Here is a 16465-nt window from a genome sequence, read left to right as displayed (position 1 = left end):
TCCTTTTTGAACACACACTTTAAGATAAACTCTGCCAGATGGCAGACTCACTTGACACCAAAATCCATTACATGACTTAAATTTTCCCCTTTGTTTTATAAACAAAAGCAAGTATTTCCGCGACCGCTTTAAAGAACTCTTCAGGAATCGCCTGTCCAATCTCCGTTTGATCATAAAGAGATCTTGCCAAAGGGCGATTTTCAACCATTACTACATCATTTTCTTTTGCAACATATTTAATCTTCTGTGCGACAAAATCTACTCCCATCGCAATCACATAAGGTGCAGCGGATTTTTGATCATCATATTTTAAGGCAATTGCATAATGTGTCGGATTTGTAATCACGACATCTGCCTTAGGTACTTCTTGCATCATACGCTGCATCGCCATTTCACGCTGTTTTTGTTTAATCTTAGATTTAATAAGCGGGTCGCCTTCTATATTTTTATATTCATCCTTAATATCTTGTTTAGACATCCGGATATTTTTTTCATAGTCATATTTCTGATAAAGATAGTCTAATAGTGATAAAATCAATAAGGCAATACTCGCATAAATTCCAACCTTCACCGTAATATCGGCTAAAGTTGTCATGGCATTCCCTATTGACTTTTTTGACAAAATCATAATTTCATCTATTCTCTGCCAAATAACAAAAAAGGTAACTAAGCCTACTACTGATATTTTTAAAATTGATTTTAGTAATTCGACAATGGCCCGAATTGAAAATATACGTTTAAATCCTTTAATTGGATCTAATTTTTCAAGTTTTAGCTGTATCGTTTCTGTAGAAAACATAAATCCTATTTGCATATAATTTGCTGCTATACCTGCGATTAAAGCGGCTGCCAGTATAGGAGCTAAGATAAGACCCATTTCTTTTAACACTTCTACCAATAATAATGGGGCACTGTCTTCAGTAACTTGAACAAGCATCGAATTTTGCAAAAATTCACTAAGTAAGCTAGATATTTTCCCCAACATATAAGGACCGATGAAAAGCAAAAGAAGAAATACAGCAAGCAAATTTATCGCCGTATTAACATCCTGACTCTTCGCAACTTGTCCTTTTTTCCGTGAATCCTGCTTTTTTTTAGGAGTGGCCTTTTCTGTTTTCTCTCCGGCAAAAAACTGTAAGTTCAGACGGAGTCCATTCATACTATGCTCCTCCTATCAACTGCATCAAACCTCTCATAATGACAAGTAAATATTCAAACAAATGTTGAACGACTATCATCATCATGCCCATGACAATCATTAGCACAAGAAAACTAACAAGCATTTTCACAGGAACTCCAACAACGAATATATTTAACTGCGGCACTGTTCTTGCAACTATACCAAGGCCTATATCGACCAAAAACAAACTTCCGACAACAGGAATCGACATTTGCAAAGCAATAAGAAACACCTGGCTAAATGCCTTTATAATAAATTCTATCAAGTTTTCATCACCAAATGGAATGAGTACTTGATCAATTGGGATAAATTGATAGCTATAATAAATTCCATCCAAAAGAAGATGGTGTCCATTCGTTGCTAATAAAAATAATAACGATATCGTGTATAAATATTGCCCAGTTAGAGGACTTTGTGCCCCAGTTTGAGGATCGATTACATTCGCAATAGCAAAACCCATCTGAAAATCGATAAACCCTCCAGCAATTTGAATCGCTGCCATAATCATATTAGCGACAAGCCCAATCACTAATCCAATGATTGCTTCTTTCAGAATGAGAAGCATGTATGCACCATCAATCACTAGAATGGATGGATCGACGGTATAGTACATAATCCAAGCTAGGAAAAAACTGATTCCTATTCGAAATGTGGTCGGCAATGTACGATGTGAAAAAATAGGCATGGTTACAAAAAAAACTGTAACGCGTACTAAAACTAATAAAAAAGCTGGAAAGTGCGGCAATAATTCTTGCATCGTTTAACCTACAAATCTATTTAAATTATTAAATATTTCACTTGTATAAGATAGTAAATGACTTAACATCCATGGTGCTAAAAACACCAGTCCTAGCAATACAGCAACAATTTTTGGTACAAAAGCTAGTGTTTGTTCTTGAATTTGCGTTGTTGCTTGAAAAATACTAACTGCCAGACCAATTCCAAGCGCAATCAAAAGTAAAGGTCCACAAACAATTAATACCGTATAAATCCCTTGTTCAGCCACTTTTACAACAAAATCTTCGTTCATTACTTCACCTACTTAAAAACTTTGTAATAGTGATTTCACGACTAAATACCAGCCATCTACCAATATAAATAGAAGAATCTTGAAGGGTAGTGAAATCATGACTGGAGGCAGCATCATCATTCCCATAGACATAAGAATACTCGCTACAATCATATCAATAACTAAAAAAGGAATAAAAATCATGAAACCAATTTGAAAGGCTGTCTTCATTTCACTAATTGCATAGGCTGGAACAAGCGCGGTTAGTGGAATATCTTGTATCGTTTCAGGTTTTTCTATCCCTGCATAATCTAAGAATAATGCGAGATCCTTTTGTCGTGTATGTTCACTCATAAACTCTTTAAACGGGCTAGCTGCAAGGTCATACGCTTCCTCTAAATTAATTTCTTCTGCAAATAAAGGGGTTAATGCAACCTCATTCACTTCCTGGAATGTGGGAGCCATAATGAAAAATGTCATGAATAAAGCAAGTCCAATAAGTACTTGGTTCGGAGGCATTTGTTGAGTAGCTAGTGCTGTTCGGACGAAGCTTAAGACGATCACAATTCTTGCAAAACAAGTCATTAGGATTAGGATACTCGGAGCAAGAGATAATACAGTGAGCAAAAGAATGAGTCTTATTGAAGTCGAGACATTTGCTGGATCACCGCTATTGAATAGCTGCATAAATTCATTCATTCAGGTCTCTCTCCTTTTTATCAAGCTCACCTAATGCTTCTTTTCTTGTTTTCTCCAGTTCTTTAAGCTGCTTGTTTAATTGAGATGAAAAATCATGGGATTTATTTTCTTTTCCCCCCCATTTTTCTTTCATTTTGGTTATGATATCTCTCGGAACCATCATATTATCCATTTTCTCATTATGATTTTTGATTACTTCTTCATATTCCTCTTGATTTTCAATCTCTTTTAACAGAGAAATATTTTCACCAACACCTACAACAAGGATTCGCCTGCCCACTTTTACAATCTGCACAGAGCGATTAGAACCTAGACTAGTACCGCCAAGATTTTCAACAAAATTAGCTTTTTGAAAGGCTTTATTTCTTTTATTCATAAACCAAAGTAATCCGTAGAGTAAAATTACAACAAAAATAATAGCAACAACTACTCGAACTAAGTCTAAAATTGAAAGCTCCTTACTTGGGGAGCTTTCAATTTTTGCATCGTCCTTTTGTTTTATATCTTGTTCTGTTTCTTTTATATCATTTGGTTTCTCAGGCTTACTATAAGCATCTTTTACGGTTTGATTAGTAAGATCTTCCGCAGAAATTTGCCCCTGGAAACTTATCATCCCGAAAATTATTATTAGGATAGCAATCCACTTTTTAACAGAAAACAAAATGACACCCTCTTATTTGTTAGCTTAATGTTTTATTAATTGCTTCAAGTACACGATCTGCTTGGAATGGCTTTACAATGAAATCCCGTGCACCTGCTTGAATGGCATCAATGACCATTGCCTGCTGCCCCATGGCAGAACACATAATTACTTTTGCTGCAGGGTTGATCGCTTTAATTTCTTTTAAGGCCGTAATTCCATCCATTTCAGGCATTGTAATATCCATTGTGACAAGATCAGGCTGTAGCTCGCGGTATTTCTCAACTGCCTGTGCACCATCTGCTGCTTCTCCAACAATCTCAAAACCATTTTTCGACAATATGTCTTTAATCATCATTCTCATAAATGCCGCATCATCAACAATCAAAATTCTATGAGCCATAATTCAATTTCCTCCAATTTATCTGAGTTTTTTTAGTCGGTCCGTTTGACTGACAATATCAGTCACTCTAACTCCAAAGTTTTCATCAATGACTACTACTTCACCTTGTGCTATTAATCGGTTATTTACCAAAATATCCACTGGTTCTCCAGCTAGTTTATCAAGTTCGACAATCGACCCTGATGATAGTTCCAAAATTTCTTTGATTGAACGTTTTGTCCTTCCAAGCTCAACTGTTACCTGTAGCGGAATATCCAATAGCATATCTAAATTTTTAGCTTCTGATTCTTGCATTTGATAGTTTTGAAAGCTAGTAAAGCTAGCAGGTTGTACATTTACTGGCTGTGCATGAGATCCTGATCCTAAATGCTGTGGACCGGATTGTTGTGGAACATGATAACTTGGCGTCGGTACACTTCCTGGTTGCTGAGTTTGAGAATTTGTATGTTCAGAATAATACCCCTGTTCAACTGGTTCTTGTGTATGATTCGTTTGCGTAGCTTCCTCCTGATAAGCATATGAATCAGGAACTGGCTGTGCTGGATTTAATAATTCTGCAACTAATTCTTTCGCAAATTTCAATGGTAATAACTGCATAATATTAGAATCTATTAAATTACCAACTAAAAGTCGAAAAGAAATTCTCACGATGAGATCATCGTCAGGAATTGCGTCTCCGCCTTGCCCTTCTATAAAATTAATCAATTCTAGACTTGGCGGTGAAATGTCTACTCTTTTACTAAACACAGTAGACATTGAAGTTGCCGCAGAGCCCATCATCTGGTTCATTGCTTCTTGAACTGCACTTAACTGAATTTCATCCAACATGTCAGGTATATTAACTCCTGTTCCACCGAGCATGAGATCCGCAATGATCGCAGCATCACTTTGTTGAATAACAAGAAGATTGCCTCCAGAAAAACCTTCTGTATAATTGACTTGAATGGCTACATATGGATGAGGAAATTCCTCTGCAAGTTTACTTTTTTCTATCATAGTTACCGTCGGCGTCGTAATATCGACTTTTTGATTTAATAAAGTAGACAATGCAGTTGCTGAACTACCAAATGAGATATTTCCAATCTCCCCTAAAGCATCTTGCTCCATGAAAGATAGGTATTCATCAATTTGGGGTTCGCTTTTCTTACTTAATTGATCATCTGTTCCTTTTAATAGAGCATCGATTTCGTCTTGTGAAAGCATTCCATCACCTACCATCTTCGTCTCCCCCCTTTATGTAATCAAGAATTTGAATGGCTAATTTCTTACCTACTTTTCCTGGCTGAGCTACATATTTGGGAACTTCATCAATCTTGATGCTCAACGGTTCTTCAATCGGCTTATTCAATTGAATAACATCTCCAATATCAAGATGTAGAAAATCTTGAATCGAAATGTCTGTCCCACCTAATTCAGCTATAATCGGTAGCTCGCTATTTTTTATTCTTTCCTCAAGTACTTCAACTTCTCCAGATAAACGTTCTTTCTTCGTATTCTGCATCCAATAATGAACGGAAAGCTTCGGAATAATTGGTTCTAGTGTAACATGAGGAATACAAATATTAATCATCCCTGAAGTTTCTCCGATTTGGGTATTAAGGGATATTACGACAACAGTCTCATTTGGAGAAACCATTTGCAAGAACTGCGGATTCACTTCGAAATCTGTTAACACAGGTTCAATCTCTGATATACCTGCCCATGCCTCTTGAAAATTCTCAAAGCCATTTTCAAATAGATTCGACATAATTCTCGTTTCAATTTCAGTAAGATTTTCTACTTTATTAACACTTACGCCTTTACCGCCCAGTACCCGATCCATCATAGCATAAGCAATATGAGAATTGACTTCCATAATTATTCTTCCATCTAATGGGGGAACCTCAAAAACGTTTAAAATGGTCATCTTCGAAATCGAGCGAATAAATTCTTCATAAGGAATTTGATCTGCAGAAGCAACAGTTATTTGCACATACGTTCTTAGCTGAGCCGAGAAATATGTCGTTAATAGGCGAGCAAAGTTTTCATGAACTCTAGTTAAACTCCTTATTTGATCCTTTGAAAATCGTAAAGCACGTTTGAAGTCATATACTTTTACTTTTTTCTCAGATTCTTCTTTTTTTAATTCATCCGCATCCTTCTCACCTGTTGAAAGTGCCGAGAGAAGGGCATCAATTTCATTTTGTGACAGTATTTCACCTGACAATTATTTCACCTCCCAAATTCCTCCTTCAAATTCGTTCAATTTCTAGGAAGTTTTCTTATTGAAGGATAGAGGAGGTTATATAAACCTGTTCAACCTTACCTTCTTTCATAATTTCATTCAGTTTCGTCTTCATCCTTTCTTGAAACTGCTCTTTGCCAACTTTACTTCGCAACATGTCTGATTTTAATTCAGATAGTTCGGTAATTAAAAGGTTTTTGACTTGAAAATCCCTTTTTCCAAGCTCTATTTTTGCTTTTTTACTATCGGTTTGAATGGTCAGCGTCATCCTGATAAAATCTCCATTTGCAAGATTCGTAGTGATCTCAGGAACATTAACTGATGTTTTAATAATCTCATCAATACTAGGCTCTTTATCTACTTTCGCATGATCATTTTTGAAATACGCAATGGCAGCTACTGAGGCAACTCCTACCAACGTAACCGCAACAAGAATAATTAATAGAATTGTCAAAAGCTTATTTTTCATATTCAGAACTATCCTCCTCTCTGCTGATTCCGATGACATTGGCCAAACGGTAAAACTGAATAACAGAATGAATAATATCTTCTTCTTTTTCCTTCACAACAAGTTTCTTCCCATTCGTAAGAGTAATCGTAGTATCTGGATGTGATTCTACAGTTTCTATGAATAAAGCATTGATTGTGTAGCTAGTACCATTTAACCTTGTCACTTTAATAATAATTTATAGAGGATGATTCAAAAGCGTCTGATGTCGCATTCCACATACATTACTTCATGTTAATTAACTGTATTTATACAGTTAATCGTAGATACGAAATCTGCCCCTTACCAATGAATCATCCTCTTCCCTCCCTTAACTTATCGTTTTAAATTAACTAGTTCTTGAAGGATTTCATCCGATGTTGTAATAATTCTAGTATTTGCTTGAAGACCACGCTGTGCAACAATCATGTCGGTGAATTCTTCTGAAAGATCGACGTTTGACATTTCAAGTGATCCAGCAGCAAGCGTTCCTCGGCCATCTCCAGCTACCCCGATATTCGCTGTTCCAGAGCTGATCGATTCTTGGAATAGGTTTCCACCAGTTTTTGTAAGACCGGATGTGTTGCTGAATTTGGCGATTGCTACCGTACCTAGTGTTGTAACTTTACCATTAGAATATACGCCACTGATTTCACCTGTTTGGCCGATTGTAAAACTCTCAAGTGAGCCTTCTGTGCTGCCGTTTGGTTTACCTTGAGCAGTGTTAGCTTCTGCTGTCTGTGTTAACTTAGAAAAATCTAAAGATATCTCTGAAACAATATCTGTACCATCTTTATCTTTAATTGTTATTGGTCCAGTTGGGGGATTATTTATAGTCCCATCTGAATTAAAAGTAATAGAACCAGCCGGTGTAACTGAACTGTTCAATGAACCATCAGGATCAAATGGACTCTCCCCACCAATATAAACATCCCATTCATTATCTGCAGTTTTAATATAATGAACATCTATTGTATGTGATTCGCCAACAGCATCAATTACCTTCATTTGTTGTGAAAAAGATTTCTTATCAATTGTGTCACTTGATAAATTCCCTAAAAATTCAACTTTATCTGTTTTAGTTGCAGGCATTACAGCATTTACGTTAACCGTAACATCCCCAAGAACTCCATTCGTATCAAACGCCTGTACCTTATACCCATCACCATTTACCAACGTACCATTATTATCTAAATAAAAATTCCCAGCACGTGTATATGACAAGGCATTCCCATTAGCAACAACGAAATAACCATCGCCTGAAATCCCAAGATCAAGGGAACGGCCTGTGTTTTGCAGACTTGACTGGGTATGGATCGTATCTATGGTTGATACCGCTGAACCTAATCCAACTTGCATCGAGTTTTTTCCTCCGCGGTTGGCAGTTGACGCACTTGCACCAGATATTGTTTGGTTCATAGTGTCTGCAAACGTAACTCTACTTTTCTTAAAACCATATGTATTCACGTTAGCAATATTGTTACCTATTACATCTAATTTTGTTTGGAAGTTTTTTAACCCGCTAATTCCTGAGTACATTGAACGAAGCATCTTTTCGCTCTCCTTTCATAATCGACTGTTTCTGTCATTCCACAGCCAAGGCTTCCTTTGCAGGTCCAGCCCTTTAATCTACAAGAATCGTTCCATTGATATTTGTGAAAATGTGGGAAGCTGATTCAGCCCGATCCATGGCAGTTATGACAATGTTGTTTTTCGTATTTACTACAAGTGCAGCATTTTCGAGAACAACTAATGAATCGGTAATTCCTATTTTTTTTGCTTCTTGAATTTTTTCTTCAATCTTGGTCCAAGTCGTTTCATTGATTTGAATACTTCTTTGGTCTAGTCTCATTTGAGCGTGCTTACTAATTGACAGCTTACTTGAGTTAGTTTGAATAGCTGTGTGAAAATGAGCGGCAAAACTTGATTTCTCATTCTTATTTTGCGATTGTTTTGATGAAACGAGTTGAGTGGGCAGATTGGATATCGGTCTGAATCCATTCATTTTCATAAATCCTCTCCTTAAGGTGAAGAAATTTTTATCAGCTGATCTGCAGTCAGTTTAGTAGATTTATCATCTGCTAACTCATATACTGTTTTTCCGTCTTTCAGTAGTACCGACTTAACAATAGCTGAAACCTCTTCATTCTCGGAACTTAAATAAGTAACTAGCTTGCCGATTAATTCACTAGCAGATAATAAACTATTAGAAGAGGTCGTTGCATTCAATTTAGAAATATTTCCTGGCTCCAGTTTTGTTCCATCTTCGAGAATAAAAGTCACTCCATTATTTTTATATTCTAATGAGGAAACAACACCCGTTCCTTCTTCAACCTTTATTTCTCCGAACTCGCCCGAATCGTCCGTATTGATTTTATGCCATGTCACTTCTTTGCCAACAAAATTGTTGTAAGCTAAAAGGCTATTTTGGTTTTCGATATCAATTAAGCTATTAATTCCTGTAGCAATGTTTGTCATTTGTTCTAAAGAAGTAAAAGTAGCCATTTGTGATACAAATGCTGTGTTGTCCATTGGACTAGTTGGATCTTGGTTTTGGATCTGAGCCATCAACAGCTTCAAAAAATCATCTTTGCCAAGTGTATCGCCTTTAGTGGTTACTTTATTTTTTGGATTGTTTGACAGTAATAAAGAGGTATCGATTGTCGTCACTTTTCTCACCTACACTTCAACATTTAATAAGGCTTCTTCAAATTGATTGGTAAACTCCATTGTTGCGTCATCTTCAGCTTTCTGATTCTGCTGTTGGTTTTGCTGCTCAGAAGCGTCCGAATCTCTTTGATAGAATCGTTCTTGAGAGAATGTGCTAAGTTGTTGTGATATTTCTATTTTTTCTACTTGAATACCTTGACCTACCAATGAATGCTTCAATCCTGATAATTGGCTTTCAAGCATTTCTTTAGCCTGTGCTGTTGTCGCCATAATTTTAGCAACCATTACATCATTCTTTTGGATAAGTTCAATTCGCAGGGCCCCAAGATGTTCAGGGTTTAACTGGATAAATAATTTTTGAGTACCATTTGCATTTGTAAAGCTTGATTTATTCAAAATCGTTTCAAATGCTTTAACAAATTGTTCTTGAGTAACTGGTTGTCCGCTTTTTTCTACAGTTAGTACAAATTGTTCTAGCTTAGACATTTGTGGAATAAAGGATTGACCAGTTTGTGCATTGTCAAATCCTTGTACAGAAGGCGTATAATCCATTTTTTTTTCATTATCTCTATTTACATTCTCAAAGTTTCGGAAATATGTATTTTGGATCAAATCAAGAGATGCTCCACCAGTTAACATTTTATTTAACGTAAATGATTCGGATGGCTTTTGTTGGTTACTTTCTGCCATCGATTTTAGTTTTGGCAAAATCGTATCTAACAACTGTTTCAAAGTGTCGCTACTTGTTGCTTGATTATCAGGTATCTGGTTGGCAGATATCACCCTTTCTTGTAATTTTGTAAACTTAAGGATGTTTCCAATCTTATTTAAGTCCAACTCGCTCCATTGAATTTCATTCAAACTTGCTAAAGTAGTTAAAATTGGCAATACTTCTGTTAAATCAATTTCTTGATTCTCTGAAATTTTTTCATTAAGCATGTCCAGCATCTTTCCTAGATTACTCTCATCTAGTAACACAGAATTCACAGGTTCTTCAACGATAAAGGTCTCTTCGTTCCCTAGTTCTGTACCTACTAATTGTGGAGTTTCTGCAACAAGAAGATCATCGGGATTGCTTATTGCATTCAATTCCTCGATGAGCTCATTTAATAAGGAGCGTTGCTCTTTAGAAAGTCTTCCAGCATCATCTGGTTTAGAAGACTCTGCTTCAATTGATAAAATGGCTTTCCCTAACACACTGCCAAATGAATTTTCGATATCAGGCGTTTTTAAAGCAGGTTGATTTTTACTTGCCGAAGCTGACACTGAAGCCATTATCATTCCTGCGTTCATTTATTTCACCTCCCTTCATATATTTATTCATTCAGTTTGTACTGCTTTTAGAAGCTAATAGCTTTGTAAATCTTGCCGCATCATCTGGAGTCATTTGCTCTAATATTGCTGCAAGCTTGTCCGTTTTAATACTGCTAAGAATCTTTAAGGCCTCTTCATCGCCCATTTTCGAAAAGATAGGGGCTGCCTTTTTGGGAGATATCGTTTCGTACGTTTTAATAATATCTTGAAATGCACGCTTAGTTATTTCTTGTTCAGCTCGTAATTCCTCGATCTCCATTTCTAATTGCTGCTTTTTAAGCTCTGTTCTCTCAATCGTTTTATCCCTAGAATCAATTAAACTTTCTAACTTTTTTATCTTCTCTTGCCGATCGCTCATCTCAGCTTCTAAATTATTAATTTTTTCTTGGAATTTCACAGTGGAATGCTCTTGTTTATTTTCATCGCCCCTGTCAAAGAGTTGAGAAACAAATGGAACCTTTTCACTAATTGCTTTGATGTTCGTTCCAGTAAAGCTTAAATATATGACTAGGACTAATAACGTTAACAAAAGAAAAATGAGGACAGTAAATAAGATGACTTGAAATTTATTCGACTCTACATGCTTCGTTTCGTCTATTTTCTTCACGATATCACCTGCTAACCTTTACTAAGAAACTGACGAATAGAAATCTCATCCATATCTTTGTTTTCTACCTCTTTTATTTCTTCAAGAAATTTTTGAAAATCTTTTTCTTTGATTTTTTCATATTTCTTCACTTCTATATTTTTTTCCATCAGCTTACTTTGCTGCGTATTCATTGCTTGTCTGGCTTTAATCACTTCTTTTTGATTATGCATAATGATGTTTTCGAGATTATCCATGAATTGTTGATTATGACGAATCTCTTGAACTGTGAGACCTTGTGTAAGCTTTTCTTGCTGAAATTGCAGTAAATCTTCTTTTTTCTTTAGCAACTTATAGAGCTTTTCAGCAACTTCTTCAAATTTTTTTATCGTTTCATTATATTTTACTAAGACATCATTTTTCTCATTTTCTTTAATGGTTAGGATTTTGTCGAATTTATATTGATAGATCATCTTTTATTCACCTATTCCCATCAGCTGCTTCAAATTAAAGACACTTTCTTCTCTCGTCATTTTTTCGTGGGTACCTTGCTTCATATACGAAATGATTTGAGGCTGCATTTTGATTGCATCATCAATATCCTTCGATGATCCTCTTTTATATGCACCAATATTAATTAAATCCTCAGACTCTATGAAAGTAGCCAAAGCGGTTCGTAATCTTTCAGCGGCAAGTTTTTGATTAGTTTCAACGATATTATTCATCACCCTGCTGATGCTTTTTAACACATTAATCGCCGGGTATTGTCCTTTATTGGCCAGCTTGCGGTCAAGAATAAAATGGCCATCCAATATCCCACGAACTGTATCAGCTATCGGTTCATTCATATCGTCTCCGTCTACAAGCACGGTATAGAAAGCAGTAATCGTACCTAGTTGATTGGTTCCTGTTCGTTCTAGTAGGCGAGGTAGTATTGAAAAAACAGAAGGCGTATATCCTTTTGTAGTTGGCGGCTCCCCAACAGCTAAACCGATTTCTCGTTGCGCCATCGCAACCCTAGTTACTGAATCCATCATGAGCATAACGTTAAGACCTTTGTTTCGAAAATATTCCGCAATCGCTGTCGCTGTTAACGCTCCTTTAATCCTCATTAAAGCAGGTTGGTCAGAGGTTGCTACAACAACAATTGATCGTGCCAAGCCTTCAGAACCAAGATCTTTCTCAATAAACTCCCGCACCTCCCGACCACGTTCGCCGATTAGTCCGATAACATTTAAATCTGCTGTTGTATTTCTGGCTACCATTCCGAGCAAAGTACTTTTACCAACGCCACTCCCTGCAAAAATACCAACCCTTTGCCCTTTGCCAACTGTTAGCAAACTATCAATCATTCTGACCCCGACATCAATCGGCTCGTCAATAGGAGGTCTTTCCATAGGATTAGGCGGATCTTGGTCAACCGGTACAGATGAAAGTCCTTTAGGGAGCGGTGTACCATCCAAAGGAAATCCAAGGGGATCAATGACTTTGCCTAATAGACCAGCCCCCACTTTTATTTCAAGAGAGTTAGAAGTGCCTTCCACTATACTTCCAGGAGAGATGTCAGTCACTGCTGTGTATGGCATTAGAATGACAATCTCATCACGAAAACCGACAACTTCAGCACGAATCTTTTTTTTTCTGTTTTTTGTTCCCGTGTAGATATAGCAAACGTCTCCTATAGAGCTTTCCGGTCCTTGCGACTCTATCATTAAGCCAACTACACGTTTTACCCTGCCATAGTGCTTAAACGTATTCAATTCTGGAATATGGGCTAATAGATCACTTGCCTTCATTATTGACCCCCTTCTAACAGATCGACTAGTTTATCCTTAATTTCTCTAAGCTGGCTATCGATACTAGCATCAATTCTTCCATTAGCAGACTCAATCAGACAACTGTCTTCTGATAGTTCAGGATCAGGATAAATAATTAGGGCGGTTTCTTTTGTAAACATGGCTTCTAGCTCTTCTTTTTGTTCTATTATTTCCTCGTAATGTACAGGATGAATATGAAGTTGGATTTCTCGATAGTTTCTCGCTTCTTTAATTGTCCTTTTTACTATAGATAAAAAGGCTTCGCTCGATTCTTCCAGCTTCTGATCAATAATTTTTTCAGCAACAGCAATAGCCAATTCTAAAATCATCGCTTCTGAAGATTCAATATGTTTGACATATTCTTGCCTTGCAGATTCAACAATCTCGCTTGCCTGATTAATCTTGTCCATCCACTCATCATACCCATTACTTCTACCAGTATGTACGCCTTCTGCAAAGCCAGAATCATAGGCTTGCTTCATATGCTCTGTTTTTTCATGATTTTCCCAATACTTCTTTGCTTGTTCAATTTCTAGCAAAATTTGATTAGATTTATTCTCAGCCTCTTTGAGAAGCGCTTCCGCTTCTCGTTTTGCCGCCTCTATTTGCTCTGTAATTATATGTTCTTGCGCATGTAGCGGTTCGCCTTGCGGATCAGACAAATCAAAATTACGAATTTTGATTTGTTTATTTTCAACTTTAACTGTCTTGGCAAACTGGGATTTAATAATTCTAGACAATAATATCATCTCCTCCGCCGCGAGCGATGATAATTTCACCAGACTCCTCTAGACGGCGGATGACACCAACAATTCTTGATTGTGCTTCTTCTACATCACGCAGCCGAACGGGTCCCATGTATTCCATTTCTTCTTGGAATGTTTCAACCATTCGTTTCGACATATTTCGGAAGACGATTTCCTTCACTTCATCACTTGCAACTTTAAGTGATAATTTAAGATCTTCATTATCAGATTCACGAATAACACGTTGAATCGCAAGTCCATCAAGTGTAACGATATCCTCGAAGACGAACATCCGCTTCTTAATTTCTTCAGCAAGCTCAGGGTCTTGAATTTCAAGCGCATCCAATATCGTTCTTTCCGTTTGTCGGTCTACACCATTAAGCACGTCAACAACTGCCTCAATTCCACCTGTTAATGAATAATCCTGTGTAACGGTTGCTGATAGTTTTCTTTCAAGAATCTGTTCAACTTCATTGATGATTTCAGGCGAAGTGCTATCCATAATCGCAATTCTTCTCGCTATATCTGCCTGTACTTCCTGTGGCAGCTCTGAAAGGATTTGTCCGGCTTGAGCAGGGTCCAGATATGAAAGAATTAAAGCAATAGTTTGCGGATGTTCATTTTGGATGAAATTTAGAATTTGTGCTGGATCTGCTTTTCTTGCAAAATCGAATGGTCGAACTTGCAATGAAGAAGTCAGTCTATTAATAATAGTAGCTGCCTGATCAGAACCTAGTGCTTTTTCCAGTACCTGTTTGGCATATCCAATGCCACCCTGAGTAATATAGTCTTGTGCAAGAGCAATATTATGAAACTCTTCTAATATATTTTCTTTTTCCTGAGAATCTACTCTTCTAACACTCGAAATTTCAAGTGTAAGTCTCTCTATCTCTTCCTCGGATAAGTGCTTGTAAACAGAAGCAGACACATCTGGTCCAAGAGAAATCAGAAGGATGGCTGCTTTTTGCTTCCCAGTAAGTCCTTTTTTCTTTCGTTCTGACACCTTCATTCCTCCTAGTCTTCCGCAACCCAGCTTCGTAATAGTTTGGCAAATTCGTCCGGACGCTCTTTAGCCAATTTCTCAAGCTGTTTTCTTTTTAATGAAGATTCTGTTTCCTGTTCTTCAGATATATCAGCAACTTCAAGCATCTCACTTTCTTGTAACTCTTCAAATTCCTCTTCTACATAATCATCACGTTTTCTTGAACGGAGATATAAAATTAATAAAATAATGATAGCTACTAGTAATGCGCCACCCACAATATACACCCAAAATGGGAGTTCGGCTTGTACTGGACTGTCAAAAGTAACTTTCCCGTTAAATGGTTGTACAGAAACAGCTATTTTGTTATTGAGATCTGCATCGGTAAGTGCAGTCCCCGCATTGTTTTTATCAATAGTCGTTCTAATAACCGTACTCAATATTTTCGTGATGTCATCCTGACTTTGCTGTGAAAGAGAGTTTACATCTTTAGGATTTGGTGGTTCAACCATCACTTGAATACCCAGATCCCTTACCTTATATGGACTTTCCACAATTTGTTTCTTAATTCTATTAACTTCATAATTAATCGTTTCATCCAGTTTCTCATAATCGCCGTTTCCATTCGCACCAGCTTGATAACTCAATGAATCAGAAGAGTCCTCTGCTTGAGGAATGCCTCCTGCTACCGTATTATCACCTGTATACGTTTCATTTACCCGTTGTGCAGAGATTGCAATCCCTGCCATATTTTCTTCATCAACAGGAGTTACAATGTTTTCTTCTCGGTTTTCTTGGGTAAAATCGATATCAGCGGTTACTGAAACCATTACTTTATCATGTCCCATAATGGTCCCTAGCATATTTTGTACTTGCCTTTGAATATCACGTTCAATTTCCTTCTTAATTTCATTTTGAGCAACAAAGGTGTTTCCTGAGTTATTTTCATTTTTTAAATCAAAGTACTCAAAATTCTGGTTCATAATGACGATATTTTCAGTAGGTAGATTGGGTATACTTTTACTCACTAAATGGTATAGTGATTTAATTTGCCCTTCATCAAATTTATAACCAGGTTTTGTATTAAGTACGATCGACGCAGACGCTTCCTCTGATGTATCACTTACGAATATCCCCTTTTCAGGAAGGTTGATCATTACGTTTGCATTATTTATTCCATCGATGTTCTTCATCAAATTTGCCAATTCAGTTTGCATCGAATCCAGTTTTAGCACATTAAATTCATTGTCGGTCATACCAAGACCCGCATTTTGTGCAAAAAACGAATAATCAATGCTCCCAGAATTCGGAATTCCATCTGCTGCCAATTCAACCTTTAAAGTATCAACATTTTGCTCTGGGACCATAATCGTCGTCCCATTATCCTTAATCTCATTCGCGACTCCTCTGCTATCTAAGTTTTCTTTAATGCTTCCAGTCTCAGAGGGTGACAAATTACTATATAGTGGAACCATAGTGGTTCGTGTAAGAAAGATGGAGGATACTATGGCAATTAAGATTAATGCAGTGGTCATGCTTATTATCATATTTTTTTGCTTTTTACTTTTACTTCCCCAAAATGCCGTTATTTTGTTTTTAATATTGGTTATCACTTCATTCATCTTAACCCTCCGGTTACTCTTATTAATTTAAGCTAGGTCTCCTTTCGTCAACCGCTCTATGAATTATTGTGGAGTTAAAGATACTT

At 36.8% G+C, this 16465-nt stretch carries 20 protein-coding genes; all 20 read right to left on the bottom strand.

Features of this window, described 5'->3' with window-relative positions; all coding sequences use genetic code 11:
• Window positions 1–76: 76 nt before the first annotated feature.
• Complete coding sequence (gene flhB / locus AC625_RS07825) at window positions 77–1159, bottom strand: flagellar biosynthesis protein FlhB (RefSeq protein WP_049680794.1); 1083 nt, start codon at window positions 1157–1159, stop codon at window positions 77–79.
• A gap of 1 nt (window position 1160) precedes the next feature.
• The gene (fliR, locus tag AC625_RS07820) at window positions 1161–1937 is read right to left on the bottom strand and encodes a flagellar biosynthetic protein FliR (protein WP_049680793.1); all 777 of its coding nucleotides are present in this window, start codon (window positions 1935–1937) and stop codon (window positions 1161–1163) included.
• Between the two features lie 3 nt (window positions 1938–1940).
• Window positions 1941–2210 (bottom strand): flagellar biosynthesis protein FliQ, encoded by a 270-nt coding sequence (gene fliQ, locus AC625_RS07815; RefSeq protein ID WP_049680792.1) that lies wholly within the window; start codon window positions 2208–2210, stop codon window positions 1941–1943.
• A gap of 12 nt (window positions 2211–2222) precedes the next feature.
• On the bottom strand, window positions 2223–2888 hold the full coding sequence (gene fliP / locus AC625_RS07810; RefSeq protein ID WP_049680791.1) for a flagellar type III secretion system pore protein FliP: 666 nt from the start codon (window positions 2886–2888) through the stop codon (window positions 2223–2225).
• On the bottom strand, window positions 2881–3549 hold the full coding sequence (locus AC625_RS07805) for a flagellar biosynthetic protein FliO (RefSeq protein ID WP_049680790.1): 669 nt from the start codon (window positions 3547–3549) through the stop codon (window positions 2881–2883). The genes fliP and AC625_RS07805 overlap by 8 nt, the downstream gene beginning before the upstream one ends.
• A gap of 19 nt (window positions 3550–3568) precedes the next feature.
• A complete protein-coding gene (gene cheY, locus AC625_RS07800; RefSeq protein WP_049680789.1) occupies window positions 3569–3931 on the bottom strand; it encodes a chemotaxis protein CheY in 363 nt (120 codons plus the stop codon).
• An 18-nt stretch (window positions 3932–3949) separates the two neighbouring features.
• Window positions 3950–5149: a flagellar motor switch phosphatase FliY gene (fliY, locus tag AC625_RS07795; RefSeq protein ID WP_049680788.1), complete on the bottom strand. Its 1200-nt coding sequence runs from the start codon at window positions 5147–5149 to the stop codon at window positions 3950–3952.
• Window positions 5139–6137: a flagellar motor switch protein FliM gene (fliM, locus tag AC625_RS07790; RefSeq protein ID WP_049680787.1), complete on the bottom strand. Its 999-nt coding sequence runs from the start codon at window positions 6135–6137 to the stop codon at window positions 5139–5141. The genes fliY and fliM overlap by 11 nt, the downstream gene beginning before the upstream one ends.
• 55 nt (window positions 6138–6192) lie before the next feature.
• Window positions 6193–6624 (bottom strand): flagellar basal body-associated protein FliL, encoded by a 432-nt coding sequence (gene fliL / locus AC625_RS07785; RefSeq protein ID WP_049680786.1) that lies wholly within the window; start codon window positions 6622–6624, stop codon window positions 6193–6195.
• Entirely contained in the window at window positions 6614–6838 is a 225-nt protein-coding gene (locus AC625_RS25540; protein ID WP_082190983.1) for a flagellar FlbD family protein, read from the bottom strand. The genes fliL and AC625_RS25540 overlap by 11 nt, the downstream gene beginning before the upstream one ends.
• Window positions 6839–6978: 140 nt before the next feature.
• A complete protein-coding gene (locus AC625_RS07780; RefSeq protein ID WP_049680785.1) occupies window positions 6979–8193 on the bottom strand; it encodes a flagellar hook protein FlgE in 1215 nt (404 codons plus the stop codon).
• 73 nt (window positions 8194–8266) lie between these two features.
• Window positions 8267–8653 (bottom strand): TIGR02530 family flagellar biosynthesis protein, encoded by a 387-nt coding sequence (locus AC625_RS07775; protein ID WP_049680784.1) that lies wholly within the window; start codon window positions 8651–8653, stop codon window positions 8267–8269.
• A gap of 11 nt (window positions 8654–8664) precedes the next feature.
• On the bottom strand, window positions 8665–9312 hold the full coding sequence (gene flgD, locus AC625_RS07770) for a flagellar hook assembly protein FlgD (protein ID WP_049680783.1): 648 nt from the start codon (window positions 9310–9312) through the stop codon (window positions 8665–8667).
• A gap of 9 nt (window positions 9313–9321) precedes the next feature.
• Entirely contained in the window at window positions 9322–10605 is a 1284-nt protein-coding gene (locus AC625_RS07765) for a flagellar hook-length control protein FliK (protein ID WP_049680782.1), read from the bottom strand.
• Window positions 10606–10636: 31 nt separating this feature from the next.
• Window positions 10637–11233 carry a MotE family protein gene (locus AC625_RS07760; RefSeq protein ID WP_082190982.1) on the bottom strand — a complete coding sequence of 199 codons (597 nt, stop codon included), beginning with the start codon at window positions 11231–11233 and terminating at the stop codon, window positions 10637–10639.
• An 11-nt stretch (window positions 11234–11244) separates the two neighbouring features.
• Window positions 11245–11685, bottom strand: coding sequence for a flagellar export protein FliJ (fliJ, locus tag AC625_RS07755; protein ID WP_049680780.1), 441 nt, complete (start codon window positions 11683–11685; stop codon window positions 11245–11247).
• 3 nt (window positions 11686–11688) lie between these two features.
• Entirely contained in the window at window positions 11689–13008 is a 1320-nt protein-coding gene (fliI, locus tag AC625_RS07750) for a flagellar protein export ATPase FliI (RefSeq protein ID WP_049680779.1), read from the bottom strand.
• The gene (gene fliH, locus AC625_RS07745) at window positions 13008–13769 is read right to left on the bottom strand and encodes a flagellar assembly protein FliH (RefSeq protein ID WP_049680778.1); all 762 of its coding nucleotides are present in this window, start codon (window positions 13767–13769) and stop codon (window positions 13008–13010) included. Before fliH ends, fliI begins: the two co-directional genes overlap by 1 nt.
• The gene (gene fliG / locus AC625_RS07740) at window positions 13762–14784 is read right to left on the bottom strand and encodes a flagellar motor switch protein FliG (protein WP_425415437.1); all 1023 of its coding nucleotides are present in this window, start codon (window positions 14782–14784) and stop codon (window positions 13762–13764) included. Before fliG ends, fliH begins: the two co-directional genes overlap by 8 nt.
• A 5-nt stretch (window positions 14785–14789) precedes the next feature.
• Window positions 14790–16379: a flagellar basal-body MS-ring/collar protein FliF gene (fliF, locus tag AC625_RS07735; protein ID WP_049680776.1), complete on the bottom strand. Its 1590-nt coding sequence runs from the start codon at window positions 16377–16379 to the stop codon at window positions 14790–14792.
• Between the last annotated feature and the right edge of the window lie 86 nt (window positions 16380–16465).

This window comes from Peribacillus loiseleuriae (assembly GCF_001183985.1).
GTDB classification, from domain to species: domain Bacteria; phylum Bacillota; class Bacilli; order Bacillales; family DSM-1321; genus Peribacillus; species Peribacillus loiseleuriae.
This window is presented reverse-complemented; position numbering and strand designations above follow the sequence as displayed.